Annotated in this window: 19 protein-coding genes; 10 read left to right on the forward strand and 9 right to left on the reverse strand. The window is 43.5% G+C overall.

Annotated features, from left to right (window positions below):
- Positions 1-57 precede the first annotated feature (57 nt).
- The 5 genes from J2W55_RS10965 to J2W55_RS25855 form a co-directional block, all read right to left on the reverse strand.
- On the reverse strand, positions 58-798 hold the full coding sequence (locus J2W55_RS10965; RefSeq protein ID WP_310095556.1) for a tyrosine-protein phosphatase: 741 nt from the start codon (positions 796-798) through the stop codon (positions 58-60).
- A gap of 2 nt (positions 799-800) precedes the next feature.
- Positions 801-1,853 carry a dTDP-glucose 4,6-dehydratase gene (rfbB, locus tag J2W55_RS10970; protein WP_310095557.1) on the reverse strand — a complete coding sequence of 351 codons (1,053 nt, stop codon included), beginning with the start codon at positions 1,851-1,853 and terminating at the stop codon, positions 801-803.
- Positions 1,854-1,975: 122 nt separating this feature from the next.
- Complete coding sequence (galE, locus tag J2W55_RS10975; protein ID WP_310095559.1) at positions 1,976-2,995, reverse strand: UDP-glucose 4-epimerase GalE; 1,020 nt, start codon at positions 2,993-2,995, stop codon at positions 1,976-1,978.
- A 12-nt stretch (positions 2,996-3,007) separates the two neighbouring features.
- Entirely contained in the window at positions 3,008-3,994 is a 987-nt protein-coding gene (locus J2W55_RS10980; RefSeq protein WP_310095561.1) for a UDP-glucuronic acid decarboxylase family protein, read from the reverse strand.
- A complete protein-coding gene (locus tag J2W55_RS25855) occupies positions 3,981-4,097 on the reverse strand; it encodes a hypothetical protein (protein ID WP_510184527.1) in 117 nt (38 codons plus the stop codon). Before J2W55_RS25855 ends, J2W55_RS10980 begins: the two co-directional genes overlap by 14 nt.
- Before the next feature lie 140 nt (positions 4,098-4,237).
- Between J2W55_RS25855 and J2W55_RS10985 the strand changes: the two genes are divergently transcribed.
- The 9 genes from J2W55_RS10985 to hemH all read left to right on the forward strand — a co-directional run bounded on the left by J2W55_RS10985 (position 4,238) and on the right by hemH (position 12,191).
- The gene (locus tag J2W55_RS10985) at positions 4,238-5,443 is read left to right on the forward strand and encodes a 3-deoxy-D-manno-octulosonic acid transferase (protein WP_310095563.1); all 1,206 of its coding nucleotides are present in this window, start codon (positions 4,238-4,240) and stop codon (positions 5,441-5,443) included.
- A gap of 83 nt (positions 5,444-5,526) precedes the next feature.
- On the forward strand, positions 5,527-6,336 hold the full coding sequence (locus J2W55_RS10990) for an alpha/beta fold hydrolase (RefSeq protein ID WP_310095565.1): 810 nt from the start codon (positions 5,527-5,529) through the stop codon (positions 6,334-6,336).
- 4 nt (positions 6,337-6,340) lie between these two features.
- The gene (locus J2W55_RS10995; protein WP_310095567.1) at positions 6,341-6,964 is read left to right on the forward strand and encodes a lysophospholipid acyltransferase family protein; all 624 of its coding nucleotides are present in this window, start codon (positions 6,341-6,343) and stop codon (positions 6,962-6,964) included.
- 28 nt (positions 6,965-6,992) lie between these two features.
- Positions 6,993-7,619 (forward strand): 1-acyl-sn-glycerol-3-phosphate acyltransferase, encoded by a 627-nt coding sequence (locus J2W55_RS11000; protein ID WP_310095568.1) that lies wholly within the window; start codon positions 6,993-6,995, stop codon positions 7,617-7,619.
- Positions 7,620-7,621: 2 nt separating this feature from the next.
- A complete protein-coding gene (locus J2W55_RS11005) occupies positions 7,622-8,710 on the forward strand; it encodes a glycosyltransferase family 2 protein (RefSeq protein ID WP_310095570.1) in 1,089 nt (362 codons plus the stop codon).
- On the forward strand, positions 8,689-9,360 hold the full coding sequence (locus tag J2W55_RS11010; protein WP_310095572.1) for a carotenoid biosynthesis protein: 672 nt from the start codon (positions 8,689-8,691) through the stop codon (positions 9,358-9,360). Before J2W55_RS11005 ends, J2W55_RS11010 begins: the two co-directional genes overlap by 22 nt.
- Before the next feature lie 92 nt (positions 9,361-9,452).
- Positions 9,453-10,304, forward strand: a complete 852-nt coding sequence (locus tag J2W55_RS11015; protein ID WP_310095574.1) for a 4-hydroxy-3-methylbut-2-enyl diphosphate reductase — start codon at positions 9,453-9,455, stop codon at positions 10,302-10,304.
- 11 nt (positions 10,305-10,315) lie between these two features.
- Positions 10,316-11,014, forward strand: coding sequence for a fatty acid desaturase (locus J2W55_RS11020; RefSeq protein ID WP_310095575.1), 699 nt, complete (start codon positions 10,316-10,318; stop codon positions 11,012-11,014).
- 157 nt (positions 11,015-11,171) lie between these two features.
- Positions 11,172-12,191 carry a ferrochelatase gene (gene hemH, locus J2W55_RS11025; protein ID WP_310095576.1) on the forward strand — a complete coding sequence of 340 codons (1,020 nt, stop codon included), beginning with the start codon at positions 11,172-11,174 and terminating at the stop codon, positions 12,189-12,191.
- A gap of 592 nt (positions 12,192-12,783) precedes the next feature.
- Here the strand turns inward: hemH and J2W55_RS11030 are convergent.
- From J2W55_RS11030 to J2W55_RS11045, 4 genes are all read right to left on the reverse strand, one after another.
- Entirely contained in the window at positions 12,784-14,184 is a 1,401-nt protein-coding gene (locus J2W55_RS11030) for an aminopeptidase P family protein (protein ID WP_310095578.1), read from the reverse strand.
- Between the two features lie 119 nt (positions 14,185-14,303).
- On the reverse strand, positions 14,304-15,782 hold the full coding sequence (gene crtD, locus J2W55_RS11035) for a 1-hydroxycarotenoid 3,4-desaturase CrtD (RefSeq protein ID WP_310095580.1): 1,479 nt from the start codon (positions 15,780-15,782) through the stop codon (positions 14,304-14,306).
- Between the two features lie 125 nt (positions 15,783-15,907).
- Positions 15,908-16,102: a hypothetical protein gene (locus J2W55_RS11040; protein WP_310095582.1), complete on the reverse strand. Its 195-nt coding sequence runs from the start codon at positions 16,100-16,102 to the stop codon at positions 15,908-15,910.
- 102 nt (positions 16,103-16,204) lie between these two features.
- Positions 16,205-16,759 carry a type 1 glutamine amidotransferase domain-containing protein gene (locus tag J2W55_RS11045; protein WP_310095584.1) on the reverse strand — a complete coding sequence of 185 codons (555 nt, stop codon included), beginning with the start codon at positions 16,757-16,759 and terminating at the stop codon, positions 16,205-16,207.
- Positions 16,760-17,669: 910 nt separating this feature from the next.
- On the opposite strand from J2W55_RS11045, the gene J2W55_RS11050 reads away from it, so the two are divergent.
- Positions 17,670-18,569 (forward strand): helix-turn-helix domain-containing protein, encoded by a 900-nt coding sequence (locus tag J2W55_RS11050; RefSeq protein WP_310095586.1) that lies wholly within the window; start codon positions 17,670-17,672, stop codon positions 18,567-18,569.
- Positions 18,570-18,687 lie beyond the last annotated feature (118 nt).

Consider the following 18,687-nt stretch of genomic DNA (forward strand, 5'->3'; position numbering starts at 1 on the left):
ATATTTGTACTTTTTGGCTTCGTCCGCAGATACCCAAACCTGATGGTCTTAAAACTTTTAAAAAAGCAGCGTGTTTTTTAACGGATAATCAAAAAGGAGTTTTTGGATATAGGTCGTGTTCAGCGCATCTTTTAATGCAGCTGCATGTTTGGGGTGGTGCATGTCGCTTGATATAAAATCAATCAGATCATTGTCAACTAAGGTTTCGGCCTGTTTTTTAGCCTCCCTGCCATAATAACCCGTTAGCGAAATGGTATTGAGTTGGAAACTGCAACCCCAGCTGTGCAGGTTCTTGTATTGCTCCAGATCTAAATAAGGATATCTTTCGGGGTGGGCAAGTATGGGTTTATATCCCATATCGTTCATTTTTTGAATAACTGATATGGCATTGGGCGGCTGGTTAATAAATGAAAACTCAAACAGGGCATAATTATCGCCCATGGTTAGTAATTTGCCTTCTTTTACCCGGGTTTCAAAGGTTTCGTCAAAGTAATGTTCAGCAGCAGCCTCAACGGGTATATCAATATTTTCCTTTATCAGCTCGGCCTTGAGTATCTCAAGCGCGTTATTTATAGTTTCGGGCGTGTTTTTGTAAAAATCAATCATGACGTGCGGCGTGGCAATAATTTTTTTTATGCCCAGCTCCATCATTTTACGTATCAGTATAATAGAGTCTTCCGGTGTTTTCGCGCCATCGTCAATACCTGGCAGTACATGTGAATGCATATCAACCATGATTGATTCATAGTTGAAGTTTGCATGTTTCTTTTCCTGCTTCTTTTTAAATAACCCAAACATAGCTAACGGTTAGTATACTGTTCATTATAATACTGCTGATAATGGCCTGATGTAACATCCTCAAGCCATTCTACATTGGCCAGGTACCAGTCAACAGTTTTTTCAAGGCCTTCCTCAAAAGTTATACCGGGTACCCATCCCAAATCATTTTTTAATTTGGAGGCATCAATCGCGTACCGCAGGTCATGCCCGGCCCTGTCCGTTACATAAGTGATCAGTTTAGCCGATTCGCCGGTTGCCCGGTTCAATTTTTTATCAAGTATATTACACAACAAATTAATCAGATCAATGTTCTTCCATTCGTTATGGCCGCCAATATTATAGGTTGACCCGGCTTTGGCTTTATGAAAAATAAGGTCAATTGCACGGGCATGATCTTCAACCCAAAGCCAGTCGCGTATGTTTTCGCCTTTTCCATACACAGGCACAGGCTTACTTTGCTTAATGTTATTAATAGCCAGTGGGATCAGTTTTTCGGGAAAATGAAAGGATCCATAGTTATTTGAACAATTGGATATCACCGTATTTAAACCATAAGTGTCCTGATATGCCCTTACAAAATGATCAGAACTGGCTTTTGATGCCGAATAAGGTGAATGCGGATCATAGGCGGTTTCTTCGGTAAACATTCCTGTGTCGCCCAGCGAGCCGTATACCTCATCGGTTGAAACATGATAAAAACGAGTTTGATCGTACCGCCCCTTCCAGTTTTCGCGGGCGGCGTTTAGCAGGTTAACCGTACCCACTACATTGGTCATTACAAACTCAAGCGGGTTTACAATGGAGCGGTCAACATGCGATTCGGCTGCCAGGTGTATTACGGCATCGGGCTTTTCATTGGCAAACAGGTCATTAATAAATGCCATATCAACAATATCGCCCTTTATAAACCTGTAGTTTGGTTCATTTTCAATATCGCGCAAATTGGCCAGGTTACCTGCATAGGTAAGCTTATCTAAATTAATGATGGTATAATCAGGATAGTTTTTTACAAAGCGGCGCACCACATGCGATCCAATGAAACCCGCCCCACCCGTAATTATGATCTTTTGCATATGATATGTATTAGCAGATACAAGTTTTATTAAACCTGAATTTTAACAGTTATGAACTTTTCGCGTTTTTACCAAATTGCATTGTTTGGTAAAACGCGAAAACTCGTAGCATTCTTGTTTATTTATAACGGATTTTGAGCGATATATTTTTCCCATTCCCAGGCTGATAACATCATCGTATCAATGTCCAGCTCGGCTTTCCATCCTAATTTATTGGCCGATTTGGTTACATCGCCCCAAACTTTCTCTACATCACCTTCGCGGCGCGGGCCTATTTCGTAATTCAGCTTTACACCTGTTGTGCGTTCAAAGGCGTGTATTACATCTAATACGGTATTGCCTTTACCGGTACCTATATTAAATACATCATATCCTTTAAAGCTTTCTTTCTCAAGCAATTTTAAAGCAGCTACGTGTGCCTTGGCCAAATCAACCACGTGTATATAATCGCGAACGCAACTGCCGTCGGGGGTATCGTAATCATCGCCAAATACGGTTATTTTTTCGCGTTTGCCTATGGCGGTCTGTGTAATAAACGGCACCAGGTTTTGCGGAACGCCAATTGGCAATTCACCTATCAGGGCGGTTTCATGCGCACCTACCGGGTTAAAATATCTTAATGAAATAACTTTATAGTTGCTGCCCGAGGCAATAAGGTCGCGCAGTATCTCTTCGGCTATTTGTTTGGTATTGCCATAAGGCGATTGCGCCGGTTGTATAGGGGCAGTTTCGTTAACAGGTAAATGTTCGGGCTGTCCGTAAACTGTGCAGCTTGACGAAAAAACAAAATTCAACGGATTGCCATAATAGGCGTCGAGCAAATTTATTAACGAATAAAAATTATTGCGGTAATATTTTAGCGGCTTTTGTACCGACTCGCCTACTGCTTTTGAAGCGGCAAAATGAATAATGCCCTGAATGTCGGGTTCGTTAACAGCCAGTTCTTTTACACCACGTTCATCGCACAGATCAAGTTTATGAAAAACAGGTTTGTAACCTATGATCCTGGCTATCTGATCTAATATTTTAGGGTCCGAGTTCGACAGGTCATCAACAATAACAGGTTCATAGCCTGCATTTACCAATTCAACAACAGTATGTGAGCCAATAAAACCCAGGCCGCCGGTTACTAATATTTTCATTTTAAGTATAGGTTATCGTTTGTTATAGTATTGAAAATCCTTGTGGTTTATTTCCTTTTCGGGCAGTGATTTAAAATAATCAAGAGTGATCTTTAGGCCCTCGCTTCTGGAAACTTTTGGTTCCCATCCTAAAATAGATTTGGCTTTGGTAATATCTGGGCGGCGTTGTTTAGGGTCATCAACCGGCAGCGGCAGGCTGATGAGCTTTTGGTTGGTGCCGGTAAGTTTAATGATCTCTTCGCCAAACTGTCTGATGGTGATCTCATCGGGGTTGCCAATGTTCACGGGTTGAGCATAATCACTGTGCAGCAGGCGGTAAATGCCTTCCACCAGGTCGTCCACATAACAAAAAGAGCGGGTTTGTGAACCATCGCCAAACATGGTCAATGGCTCGCCCCTCAGGGCCTGGCCAATAAAAGCGGGGAGTACGCGTCCGTCATTTAGCCGCATGCGCGGGCCATAGGTATTAAAGATCCGCACAATACGGGTTTCCAGCCCGTGAAAGGTATGGTAAGCCATGGTGATGGCTTCCTGAAAGCGTTTGGCCTCGTCATAAACGCCGCGTGGCCCCACCGGGTTCACGTTGCCCCAGTACTCTTCGGGTTGCGGGTTAACGTTCGGGTCGCCGTAAACTTCGGAGGTGGAGGCGATGAGCATCCTGGCTCCTTTGGAAAGGGCAAGGCCCAGCAGGTTATGCGTGCCCAGTGAACCCACCTTTAAGGTTTGTATAGGTATTTTTAAATAATCAATAGGGCTTGCCGGCGAAGCAAAATGCAGGATATAATGAAGCTGCCCCGGTACATGCACAAAAGTGGATACATCATGGTTGTAAAACTCAAAGTTCTCCAGCTTAAACAGGTGATCAATATTACGCAGATCGCCGGTGATCAGGTTATCCATGCCAATTACATAGTAACCTTCTTTGATGAACCTGTCGCATAAATGCGACCCCAGGAAGCCTGCTGCTCCGGTTATTAATATCCGCTTACGGTTTGCCATTTTTTAAAATTGATTTTTTTAGTTTAGATACAATAAATTCCTTGGTTTGGTATGCAGATTGCAAATTTATCCCTTCAAAAATAAGCTTCTTTTTTAATAACATTTTATATCCCTGATCTGTAGCTTGATAAAGTCGCTAACTCAAATTAAGCAAGTTGCGGCATATAAGCAGGTCATAATATTTATTGTAATTATTGTTATTACTTTTATGCCCGGCTAAGATAATCATTCATACTTAAATTGATGTTTTTATATAACATTGGGATCAAATTATATTACTTTGCCGTATGGCTCTATTCGTTTTTTAATGCTAAGGCCGCTTTATGGATAAATGGCCGCAGGGAGCAACAAATTGCACAGTTTAACAACAGTACCTGGTTCCATTTTGCATCGCTTGGCGAATTTGAGCAAGGCAGGCCTATTTTAGAGGCTATCAGAACGTTACATCCGGATAAAAAGATCGTGGTTACTTTTTTTTCGCCCTCGGGTTACGAGATCAGGAAGAATACACCGCTGGCCGATGCCGTTTATTACCTGCCCCTTGATACGGCAAAAAACGCGGGCCAGTTTATTGATGCCATAAAGCCCGGCATGGCCATATTTACCAAGTATGAGTACTGGTACTATTATTTTAATGAACTGCACAAACGCAATGTTCCTTTATACATTATTTCGGGTATTTTTAAACCCGAACAGGTGTTTTTTAAATGGTATGGCGGTATTAACCGTAAAATTTTAACATTTGTTACCCACTTTTTTTTGCAAGACGATCAATCAAAGCAACTGCTTTATAACCTTGGCCTAAATAACGCAACCGTAAGCGGCGATACCCGTTTCGACCGCGTATGGACCAATGCGCAGCAGCCTAAAGAACTGCCCCTGATAAGCGAATTTAAAAACGGGCAAAAGGTGTTTATTGCCGGGAGCACCTGGCCCGAAGATGAAAAACTGCTGGCAACTTTGCCGGCTTTATACCCCAACTGGAAATTTATTTTCGCGCCGCATGAAATAAGTGAGGAAAAAATAAATAGCCTCGTGAATCTACTGCCCGGGGGGACTGTTGTAAAGTACTCCCAACTCGGTGTTCACAACTCTCAGTTCACTATACTGATAATAGATAATATCGGGATGCTGTCGTCCCTGTATGCCTATGGCGATATAGCTTATATAGGCGGGGGGTTTGGGGTTGGTATCCACAATACGCTCGAAGCCGCGGCATTTGGCCTGCCCGTAATATTTGGCCCCAATTATTTAAAGTTTAATGAGGCCCGTGAACTGATAGCCTTAAAGGCCGGGTTCAGCATTGGTAATGAGGGCGAGCTAAAGGGGATAGCGGATACCTTAATTACCGACGATGCCTTTTATAGTATCGCCAGTAAAAAGATTCGTACTTATGTGCAGGAGCATACAGGGGCTACGCAAATGATCATGGGGCATATTAATCCCTAAGCCCAAACGGCTCCTGAACATGCATGTCAAAAAGTTCGCCTTTTTGGAAGCGGCGAGGTTAAATAATTGTTAATATTGCCTCAATGGGTTTTTTACATCTGCCCGGTTTGGGTAAAGCACATTTTCATGAGTATGGCAGCGGCCAAAAGCCATTACTGGCTTTTCATGGCTACGGCATGACGGGTAAGCAGTTTCATGTGCTCGAAAAATCAATACTACCCAAATATCATATTTATGGCTTTGATCATTTTTTTCACGGCGGAAGCAAACTTGACGGGTGGACAGAAAAACAGATTCGCGAGGGCATGCCCAAAAGCATGGTACGCACCTATATGCAGGAGTGGTTTAGGGTTTACGGCGAACAGCGTTTCTCGGTAATGGGTTATTCCATAGGCGCCAACCTTGCCCTTATACTGGTTGAAGAATATGCCCACCTGATTGATGATGTGCTGCTGATGGCGCCCGACGGACTTTCGTCATACAAAGGCTTTCATTTTTTATTGCACAATCCGCTGGGTAAATTCATGTTCCGTAAGGTAACCAAAAGCAAGTGGCTGGCTCCATTTGTGCTTAAAAGCGTAAGAAAAGCCGGGTTTATTGATGATAACCTGTACCAGATAGCCTATAATGAGATTGATACCGAACAAAAAAGGCTTGATACTTATTATACGCTAAATTTGATACGCTTATTAAAACCCGACGTTGAAAAAGTAGCTACGCTAATAAATCAGTATAAAATTAATTGTTTACTGATATTTGGGAAAGATGATAAGTTGTTTCCTAAATCTGCAGCGATGCCTTTTATTGAAATGCTGGAGCATGTTGAGGTGCATGAGCTGGCCCTGGGGCATTGGCTGGTTATTAAAGCACTTGATGAATATTTAGTACAATAAATTTATGTTGCCGTCACGCAAAAATGATACGCTAAGTAAGTTGTTCTACCGCTACATGTGCTGGTGGATGGGGCGTAAATTTAAAGAGGTCAATATTTTGCCTTTTGAACCTCGTCCCGGGCATTCGGTATTGCTGCTCACCAACCATTTTAGCTGGTGGGATGGCTTTTTTGCCAATTATACCGCTTTTAATAACCTGCAGCGCCGCCTTTACATCATGATGCAGCATGATCATTTTGTAAAACACTGGTATTTTAAATACTGGGGCGCTTTTTCTATGAAGAAAGGATCGCGGGATATGCTGGAGTCCCTCACTTACTCGGCCGGTTTACTGAATGATCCGCGGAACCTGGTCACCATATTTCCGCAGGGGGAGCTTTGCTCCAACCATATAACCCATATTCATGTTGAAAAAGGTATTGAACGTTTAATTAAGCAAATCAAGGGACCCTGCCAGGTAGTTTATCAGTGTACGCTGATTGATTATTTTGAGAGCCTGAAACCCCGCGCCTATATACATCTGTTTGATTGCGGCACGGCGGGCGAAGTGCCATTTGAGGAATTGAAAGTGCGGATCAACGATTTTCATCAGCAGGCGCTAAAAAACCAGGTTAATATAGCGCATTGATAATTGTTATTAATTAACTTGCCCTGACATGGTATACAATAAAAAGAACATTTTTATTAACCGTATTATCCATTATTATGTGAAGTGGGCAGTAGGCAAACACTTTCATGAACTGCTGCTCAATAACATTGAGGTTGACCAGGACAAGTCAATATTGCTGATAGCAAATCACTTTAGTTTTTGGGATGGCCTCATAATTTATTGTATAAATGAAAAGCTCCTGAAGAAAAAATACCATGTAATGGTGCAAAAAGAAACGGTTCATAAGCTTACCTATCTGAAGTTTTCCGGAGCGTTTTCTATCACCAAAAACTCAAAGGATATCATTGAATCGCTTAACTACGCGTCTGAACTTTTAAATGACCCGCAAAATCTCGTGCTTATTTTTCCGCAAGGCAAACTGTATTCCAATTATATAGATGATGTTCGCTTTGATAAAGGCGTATTGCGGATCATGCAAAAAGCACAAGGCAAATTCCAATTGATTTTTGCCTCAACATTTATTCAATACTTTAAACATAAAAAGCCAACTGCGACCGTTTACTTAAAAAAAGAAACTGAAAACTTTACCGGCAAAACAATAGTTGAATTAAAAGAAGCCTATCAGCAACATTACAGCCGCTCAAAACGACTACAGACTGAATTTGATATATAAACGTGATCATTGCCATTTTAATTACCTTCTTCTTTATTATCCTGCGTTTTTCGGTTACGCTGTTCAACTTTATATCCAACCCTAAACTGCACCGGGTGGGTAAGCAATATCAGGACAGGGTATCGGTGCTTATCCCCGCCCGTAACGAAGCCGGCAACATATCAGCGCTGCTTTGGTCTATCCAGGCGCAGGATTATCAAAATTACGAAGTGATCATATTAGATGATGAATCAACTGACGATACTTATGCTGTCTGTTCGGCATTCGCCGCGCACCATTCCCGGTTCCGGGTAATAAAAGGCGGCAAATTACCTGATGGATGGATCGGTAAAAATCATGCTTGTCACCAGTTAGCACAACACGCCGATGGCAAATATTTGCTTTTTTTAGATGCCGATGAAGTAGTAAAACCCGGCTTGATCAATAGCGCTGTACACCGCATGCACCTGCATCAGCTGGGTTTGCTGAGCCTGTTTGCCAATCAGCAAATGATAACCCCCGGCGAAAAAACGGTAGTCCCACTGATGCATTTTATATTGTTGAACCTGTTGCCCGTACGGTTAATTTATCTCCTAAGAAATGCCGCCGTTGCCGCAGCAAGTGGTCAGTTCATGTTGTTTGATGCGGGTATTTATCATCAGCATCAATGGCATAAAGCCGTAAAAAACAAGGTGGTTGAGGATGTGGAGATCATGAAGCTTGTAAAAGCCAGGGCATATAACGGCGAAGCGTTGCTGGCCAATGGCATGATCAGCTGCCGCATGTATAAAAGTTACAGGGAAGCTGTGAATGGCTTTGGCAAAAACTTTCTGGCAGCATTTAATTATAGTATCATCGGGTTTTTAATTTATATAGTGCTAACCATAGGCGGCCCCATGATTGTGATCATGACCCTTAGCCTGCCGCTCATTTTTTTTATGGCGGGTTTAATTATGCTTACACGGATTATGATCTCGCTGTTATCAGGCCAAAGCCCGGTTGTTAATATTTTGCTGCATCCTTTGCAAATGTTAAGCATGCTGGTTATTGCCGTAGTATCTATACAAAAATATCTCACCAAAACAACGGTATGGAAAGGGCGCAAAATTTGAAAAATCCGTTCCGTGCTTATCCGGCAACCCATAGTATAAGTATTATTGTTATTGTGCTGTTTCATATAGTTGGCCTTGCCGGTTTTATTATTCCCGACCTTAATTTGCTGTTTTTAAGCCTTGTGCCCTGGCATTTGTTGCTCATGGCAGCTGTGATCATATTTGCCTGCAACGCGCCAGGCAGTAATCTTTTGTGGTTTGCCCTGCTCATTTTTGCAATGGGCTTTGCGGCCGAGTATATAGGTGTACATACCGGCTGGCTGTTTGGCAGCTACACCTATGGCGAAACATTGGGTATAAAGCTGTTTCATATACCCCTGATGATAGGTGTGAACTGGTTCCTGCTGATCTATTCAACCGGTGTATTTGTTCAGCAAAACCAGATCAAAAACATGCTGCTCCGGATAGTTGCCGGGGCTACAATAATGGTAATGCTGGATATATTGATTGAGCCTGTTGCCACCAGCTTTGATTACTGGCATTGGGCGGGCGACAGTATCCCTGTTAAAAATTATGTCAGTTGGTTTATTCTGAGCGCGTTGATGCTTTTTATCTTCGAGAAATTTAAACTGAGATCACAAAGCCGCGTAGCCCCCACGTTATTGATCATGCAGTTTGTGTTTTTTATGGTGCTGGGGATATTAGGATAAAGGTTAGGTGTTGCTGTGAATACCTTAAATTTGAACAAAACATGAATTATCATTGCCATCGCCAATTATTTTTGCCGTAAATTTGTAACATAATGGGAGAGTATCAGTTAAAGGTTACTATTGATCAGGATTCGGGCTTTTGCTTTGGTGTGGTTTACGCCATTGATATGGCCGAAGAAATACTGGCCGAGGATGGCTATCTGTATTGCCTGGGTGATATTGTGCATAATGACGAAGAGGTGGAACGGTTAAAGGCCCGGGGATTGCGCATTATTGAACATAGCGAACTGCAAAACCTGCATAACGAAAAGGTGCTGATACGCGCGCACGGCGAAGCTCCCGATACCTACCGCATAGCTTTAGAAAACAACATAACACTTATTGATGCATCGTGCCCGGTAGTTTTAAAACTGCAGAACAGGATAAAAAGCTCGTACGACGCCAACGAAAAGATACTCATATTTGGCAAGCATGGCCACGCGGAAGTAATTGGCCTTGAAGGACAAACCAATAATGAAGCGCTGGTTTTTCAGGACATTGCCGAGCTGGATAATGTAGAACTGCCTCAGAATATTACACTATATTCTCAAACTACCAAAAGCATGGAAAAGTTTTATAGTGTAAAAGATGAACTGATAGCGCGGGGATATAACCTGAAAGCCAATGACACCATTTGTCGCCAGGTATCAAACCGCGACAAGGACCTGCCCCGGTTTGTGAGCCGTTTTAATAAAATTGTGTTTGTATCGGGCCGCAAATCATCAAATGGCAAGGTGTTGTTTGAAGTGTGCCGCAAGCATAATCCCAATACTTACTTTATATCATCGCCGGCCGAGTTAGACAGATCCATGTTTTCGGCAAATGATACTATTGGCATAGCCGGGGCCACATCAACACCCATGTGGCTCATGCAGGACGTAAAAGCCCAGCTGGAAAAATTTTAACAGCACGTTTTTTGCTGTTGTACCAATACATGCAAAAAAGCCCGTCAAATACCGGTTTAGTTATTGCCCTTCTGGTGCTGGGCTGCTGGACTACGTCAATTATTTTATTGATGCAATGGCATTTTAGCTTTACCAACCCCTTGCTTTATGTTTTTATTTTAGTGCAGATGCACCTGTACACCGGCCTGTTTATTACCGCACATGATGCTATGCACGGAACGGTATCGCCGCATCGTGGTATCAACAATGCTATTGGCTATATATGTACCTTTTTATATGCCTCATTCTGGTACCCGCAGCTATATACCAAACACCACCTGCACCACAGTCATGTACATACCCATGCCGATCCCGATTATCATGAGGGCGGTTTTTGGAGCTGGTATGTAAGGTTTATCCGTAATTACCTGTCTGTATGGCAAATTGTGGTAATGGCTGTTTTGTTTAATATTTTAAAATTGTGGATCCCCCAGCCAAACCTCATTATGTTTTGGGTAGTGCCATCGCTGTTGAGCACGCTGCAGCTGTTTTACTTTGGTACTTACCAGCCCCATAAAGGCGAACATGACAACCCGTATTTTGCCAGGAGCCAAACCAGGAACCACCTGTTTGCGTTTTTTAGCTGCTATTTTTTCGGTTATCATTATGAGCATCATGACTCGCCGGGAACGCCCTGGTGGATGCTGTGGAAGAGTCCCCCAGCCCCCTGAAGAGAAGCCCTCCACGGTTGCTCAAGGATAATAGCCTTTTTGCCTGATTGATAACCCTGCCCTGTAAATAACATCCTTGTAATCATTTATTTGTAATTTGTTCGCTCCTCACACGGTTAGGGGACTAATTTATTTTATTTTTGCCGACGGAATAATTATGGGTAAGAAAGCAGTTTTATTGGTGAATTTGGGGACACCCGACAGCCCCTCGACGGCCGATGTACGGACCTATTTAAATGAGTTTTTAATGGATCCCCGGGTAATTGATATTAATCCCATATCGCGCACGCTTTTAGTGCGTGGGATCATAGCTCCGTTCAGGGCTCCAAAATCAGCTAAATTATATCGGGCTATTTGGGATGACAAAACCGGATCGCCATTAATGCACTACAGCCTTTTGCAACAAAAGGCCCTGCAGCAGCGACTTGGCGATGATTACATTGTGGAACTGGCCATGCGCTATCAAAACCCGTCTATTGAATCGGCCCTTAACAGGCTTAAGGCGGCTTTGGTTGATGAAATACAGGTTCTTGCTTTGTTTCCGCAATATGCCTCGGCCAGCACCGGTTCTGTTTATGATAAAGTGATGGAACTGATAGCCCGGTGGCCAACCAAACCCAATATATCTTTCGTGAACTCTTTTCATGACAATGAGGGTATGATAGAAACTTTTGCCGATAACGCCCGGAAATATGATCCGGAAAGCTATGATCATGTACTGTTCAGCTTTCATGGTTTACCCCAAAGGCAGCTTATCAAGGCCGATCATACCCATCAGCATTGTTTAAAGGTTAATGATTGCTGCCAGAAACTAACTGATGTAAACAAGTATTGTTATTCGGCGCAATCGCACCATACTGCTCAGCTGATAGCCCAAAAGCTTAATATCCCAAAAGAAAAATATACTATTTGTTTTCAATCGCGCCTGGGTAACGACCCCTGGGTACAACCTTATACCAGCGAAATAGTAGCGAAACTGGCCAAAGAAGGTAAGAAAAGCCTGCTGGTGTTTTGCCCCGCATTTGTGGCCGACTGCCTGGAAACTGTTTACGAGGTAACTACCGAGTACGGTGATGAATTTAAAGCCCTGGGCGGCGAAAAGGTACAGCTGGTAGAAAGCCTGAATGATTCCCCTATTTGGATAGATGCCCTGGAGAAAATGGTAAGGGAGAATTAGGGGGTAAAGCACGTCATTTGGATTGCAAAAAAGCACGTCATTTCGAACGATAGAGAGAAATCTTGTACGCTTTTATATGCCGACTGGCATGGCGTAGAAGATTTCTCTTTCGCGCCTCCCTCATTCCTCTCCTTGCTCTATCGAAATGACATTTTTAAAAAGATAGCTTGTCCCCACAGGACCTCTCACAGAGGACCCTGTGGGGCTGGATTACCCAAAAGCATGTCATTTCGAACGATAGAGAGAAATCTTATACGCTTTTACATGGCCGACTGGCATGGCGCATAATAGATGCTTCACTCCGTTCAGCATGACAAAGTGTGCGTGTAAAATAAAAAAAGCTTGTCATCCTGAGCGATAGCGAAGGATCTTCTTCGCCCTGCTGAGCGCCGGCTTTTCTGTTGAAGAAGATGCTTCATTACGTTCAGCATGACAAGGGGAATGTAAAAAAAGCGAATGTAAAATAAAAAAGCTTGTCATCCTGAGCGATAGCGAAGGATCTTCTTCGCCCTGCTGAGCCCAAACTTTTCTATGGAAGAAGATGCTTCACTCCGTTCAGCAAACATTTTATTGCATGGGAATATCCTGTTGCTTACCCCCTCAGGCCTTCAATGTCCTTTAATGTTTTAGGCAGGTATTTTCCCAATAAATGACTGCCGGTATCTGTTATTAAAAAGTTATCTTCAATACGGATACCGCCAAAATCGCGGTAGGTTTGCAGTACATCATAATTGATAAAGTCAGCATATTTCTTTTCCGCGTTCCAGCGGTCTATCAGTTCGGGAATGATATAAATGCCCGGTTCAACCGTAAGTACGTAGCCAGCTTCGAGCTCGCGGCCCAACCGCAGAGACTTTAGTCCGAACACGGTATCTTTTTTCAGTGTATCGGTATAGCCAACATACGGCTCGCCCAGGTTTTCCATATCGTGCGTATCCATGCCCAGCATGTGCCCCAGGCCGCATTGAAAAAACATGGTATGTGCACCTGCGGCAACAGCTTCAGCAGGGTCGCCTTTCATCAGGTTTACCTGAGTTAAGCCCTCAACCAGTTTTTCACAGGCCGCCAGATGGATGTCTTTATACCTTACGCCGGGTTTTAACATGCTGATGGCATGATCCATAGAGGCAAGCACAACCTCATATAATTCTTTTTGGCGGGTGGTAAAACTGCCGCCAACGGGAAAGGTACGGGTAAGATCGCCGCCATAGTGCATGTTGTTTTCGGCGCCAATATCGCTCAAAACCATATCGCCATCCTGCAAGGTATTGCCGTAATAATGGGTATGCAGAGTTTGCCCTTTTGTGGTAATGATAGCCGGGTAACCCAATTGGCCATTGGCTGCCTGGGCCACTTCAATGGCTTTGGCTACCAGCTCATATTCTTTAATGCCCGGCCGGGTGCTTTTTATTACCGCCAGCTGCATATCGACACTGATAGAAACCGCTTTTTCCATTTCAGCTATTTCCAAGGGTGTTTTTATTACCCGCTGGGCAATAACAGCTTTAATAAGTTTAACAGATACATGATCCTGAACATCCTGCAGGCTTACATTAAACCAGGTTGCCAGTTTCATTGTGTTTTCGGGCCGGTATGGCGGCAAAATGTGAACTTTGCGGCCTGCTATAAGGGCTTTATGTACATAATGAAGTACCTGGTTATAAGGCTTGGTTTGGCTAACGCCCACCGCCGATGCCATCTCCATAACGGTAGGTAAGGTACCTGTCCATATAATATCATCGATGCTTAGTTCATTACCAAAAATAACTTCCTCGCCGGTATCGGTATCAATAACAGCGGCAAGGTTTTGCACATCAAGCCCAAAGTAGTAAAGAAAAGTGCTGTCTTGCCTAAAGGGATAGCAATTGTCTTTATAGTTCATGCTGCTATCCTCGTTGCCTAATAAAAGGATAAGGCCATCTGATCCGATATTTTGCTTTAGTGCCTGCCGGCGGTCGGTGTACACCTGTTTCTCAAAAAGCTGAAGTTTCATAACGCAAATATATTTTTCTTTTAGGTGAATCCTTTACAAACCGGTGTTTTTGACAGGCGCGCGACCATGGCTCTTTACATCGCCGTATAACTGAGAATTTAACAGATATGCGCCGCGCGTCAGAGCGCGGGAAGGTAATCGCTCACGATTTTTGCCGACAGCAGGCAAAGGGGGATGCCCCCGCCCGGGTGCACACTGCCCCCGCAAAAGTACAGGCCTTCAATTTTTGACGACCGGTTGGCATGTCTTAAAAACGCGGCGAACCGGCTGTTTGAGCTGTTGCCGTAAATTGAACCCTGGTATGATGATGTACGGCTTTCGATACTCCTGGGGTCAAGTATACTTTCGCACAGGATCAGATCGGTGATGTCTTCGCCCAGTATGCGGGTAAGTTTCTTTAAGATGTTTGCCCGGGCGCCGGCTATCAGGCTATCCCAATCCTGTGTGGTATTGGCGGGTACGTTGATCATGGTGAACCAGTTTTCGCAGCCCTCAGGCGCATCATCCGGTTTATATTTAGAGCTGATGTTGAGGTAAATGGTGGGGTCATGAAAAATATCCCTGTGCTGCCATATATGGTCAAACTCGGCCTTATAATCGGTACTAAAAAATATATTATGCAGATTGAGCCCGGGAAATTGTTTTTTGATGCCCCAGTAAAATATCAATGCCGAACTGCTGCGTTCCTGGCTCAGGGCCTTTTTGGGGAATAACCGCGGGTGCCTTTTTAGCAGTTTATGATAAGTAAACCAAACATCCATAGCCGATACTACAATATCGCCCTGTAAAATATCGCCCTTTACCTTTATCGCCTTTGCCCGCTGTTTTTCAAGAACGATCTCCTCTACAGGAGAATCATAATGAAATTTAACATTTAACGATTCCGCCAGTTTTGCCAAACTGCTAACAATGCTATACATACCGCCTTCCGGAAAATAAGCGCCATAATGCTGCTCCAGGTGCGGTATTACATTGAGCGTGGCCGGGGCGGTATATGGGTTTGAACCGTTGTAAGTGGCATACCGGTTATAAAACTGTACCATCCGGTCGTCCGTAAAAAATGTTTCGTTAGCCGTGTTCATGGTACGGAAAGCGTCTATCTGCCCGAACCTGAGAACAGAACTTACCGTATCCCAATTCAAATAGGTTTTTAAGCGGTGTAGGGAGCTTTCTAAAAAAACATGATTGGTGATGTTATAAATATTGCGGCTGTTTTCAAGATACTTTTCCACAGAACCTTCTGCCTCGCCGGTTTGTTTACTAACCTCGGCTATAAACTGGTCGGTGCTCGCATAAGCGGTTAATGTGGTGCCATCCTCATAAAAATAGCGGCAAAGCTCGTTCAGTTTTTGATAGCTAAAAAAATCCGACGGCTTTTTACCTGCAAGCGTGAACAGTTCATCTACATACTGGGGCATGGTAAACAGGCTGGGCCCGGCATCAAACCTGAAACCATCCTGCTTAAACTCCGACAGCTTGCCACCCGCATAGCTGTTGGCCTCAAAAACCTCAACCTGGTAACCTTTTACAGCCAGGCGAATAGCCGCGGCTATGCCGGCAATACCGGCACCAATGATCAAAGCTTTTTTTGCTGGCATGTGATAAAGATATGGCTGTTAATAGAAGATTGGCGCTCGGCCAGGGCCAGGAAGATCCTTCGTTCCTCAGGACTACAAGACCTTTGCTTTATTTTTTCCCTTCAGAGCTCCGCGAAATTTATAACTCAGCAAAACCTATCTCTTTGCTTGCGGAGGTATAAACCTTGTATAATACTCAATAAAATAGCGCCTGTGCTAAAGCCCATAAACAACCCGTAAATAGAATCGGGCAAGGCCGGGTACATAAATTTAACAACAAAGCTTAATGCTAACAGGAATAACCCCAGTGGAAGCATATATTTTATTGAAAGTGGTTTCATAACTTATTTACTTATAGTAAAGTTATTATATAAGTATTAAAACTCCAAAGGCATCGCATTTATTTGCGGTGCCTTTGTTTATTAAAATTTACTATAACTTATTTATGCTTCGTGGTGTATGCCTTCGCCAATTTCTTCAATGGCTTTGGCATTAAATGCTTCCAGATCGGCCGGGGTACGGCTGGTCACCAATCCGTTATCAACCACAACTTCCTGGTCAACCCAATCGGCGCCCGCGTTTTTCAGGTCGGTTTGAAGCGATGGGTATGAGGTTAGCCGGCGGCCTTTGATCAGCCCTGTTTCAATCAGCAATTGCGGACCGTGGCATATAGCGGCTACGGGTTTTCCTTCATCCAAAAATGCCGATGCAAAGGCAACCGCGTCTTTATTTTGTCTTAATTTATCGGGGTTTAACACACCGCCGGGTAACACCAGCGCGTCATAATCGTCGGGACTCGCTTCGCTCAATTGTCTGTCTACATTAACGTCAATCCCCCAGTTGGTTTTATCCCATGCTTTGATGGTGCCGCTTTTGGGCGATATTACATGTACGGTTGCACCTGCAGCTTCAAGTGCTTGTTTAGGGCTTGTTAATTCTACCTGTTCAAATCCTTCTTCGGTAAGGATAGCCACTCTTCTGTTACTTAAACTTGCCATAATATTATATTATTTAATTTTAAAGTATAAAAATTAAGTATAATATAATTACAGGTGGAATGCCCTGATGGTTTTAGGTATTTAAAAATAGATGGATCTCGCCCCTCGTTCCAGGAGCGGGTTGCCTTAGCGCCTCGATGAAAAGTATTTGTCATGCTCACTCGATACCCATAGGTGGACGAGCCTGTCACCCTGAGCTTGTCGAAAGGCGCGCGTAGAGGCCTTTCCCGCTATCCTTCGACGGGCTCAGGATGACAGGCCTTTTTTGTGTCATTTTACTTTCAAAGTCCGCGGATTTTAAAGCTCAGGATGCTAAAGCTTTTGCTTATAAAGCCTGTTTGTGACGACGAGGTAACAGCCAGGCGGCAATTCAAGCGTTCTGCAATAGGCTTATTCGCTCTGTACAGCATAGAGATTGCTTCGTTCCTCGCAATGACGCGTTGGGGAGTTGTTGCTTTATGGCAACAAGGTAATAGCCACAGTGGCAATTGAGCGCTTTGCGACAGAGCTACTCCCTCTGTATAGCATGCGGTTGCCGCGCTATCGCTCGCAATGACATGTGAAGAAGGATGCTTTTACAGAAAAGTTTGCGCTTAGCAGGGCGAAGAAGATCCTTCGTTCCCTTAGGATGACAAAGCTTTTCTGTTGAAGAAGATCTTTCGTTCCTCAGGATGACGGAGCTTCTATATGGCAATTTTTTTAATTATGGCCACTAACAGCCAAAGGGTAAACTGCGCCAAAAACACCTGTTTTTATAATTAGCAATAAAAAATGTTAAAAAACACACTTTTGTGCTCGTTTTTGCATGAAAATGTAAAAAAACGCGTTTTTTGAACGGAAAATATGTTAAAAACGAGGTTTAGTAGTTTGCATTTATTTGCATGGAGGTTTGAATTTTGTAACTTTGAATATGGCAACAGAGACACTCGAGGATTTTTACCGGAATAAATTTGACTGGCTGCCCAATAATCTGCAGCAAAACATCGGTCATTTTAATGTTTTCAGGATTGAGGACTGTATAGGCCCCAACGCAAAACCGGTTACATACAGCCGCCGCAGTTTTTATAAGATCAGCCTGATGCGCGGCAATGATATTATTCACTATGCCGACAAAAGTATCACATTGTCAGGCGCTTCGCTGATGTTTTTTAGTCCGCATGTGCCTTATACCTTTGAACACCAGTCTGACGACAGGTCGGGTTTCTTCTGCATTTTCACCGAGGATTTTTTTAGGGAAAGGTTCAGGGGCGGTTTAAGCGAGCTGCCTATGTTTGCACTGGGGGCAAAACCCGTATATGCCCTGGACGAGAGCCAGTATGAATATGTGGGCGGCTTGTTCATGAAAATGATGGAGGAGATCAATTCCGAGTACGCGTTTAAGTATGACCTCATCAGGAATTACGTTACCGAAGTTGCTTATTACGCGCTAAAAACGCAGCCATCTGAAAATGTGTATAAGCATGCCGATGCCAAATCAAGGATAACCTCGGTGTTTACGGAGTTGCTGGAGCGCCAGTTTCCTATAGAAACGCCTTCACAGCGGTTTATACTGCGGTCGGCCAATGACTTTGCTCAGCGGCTTTCAGTACATGTAAACCACCTGAACAGGGCCATACGCGAAACCACAGGCAAAACAACTACCGATCATATTGCCGAAAGACTGCTTAGTGAGGCCAAATCGCTCCTCAGGCACACCGACTGGAATATATCGGAGATAGGGTACTGTCTGGGCTTTGAAGAGCCCACTCATTTTAACAACTTTTTTAAGAAACAAACCCAAATAACACCATCCACCTTCAGGAATGTTTAAGGTTTGCAGTCATTAACGGATTTGATTTAATGGCTGCAATTCTTTATATTTGTTATAAACCACGGGTATTTCGTCCAACCCAATAAAGCAAAGTATCGCTGTAAATTCATAAATGTTT

It is taken from the genome of Mucilaginibacter pocheonensis (assembly GCF_031456535.1).
GTDB classification, from domain to species: Bacteria; Bacteroidota; Bacteroidia; order Sphingobacteriales; family Sphingobacteriaceae; genus Mucilaginibacter; species Mucilaginibacter pocheonensis.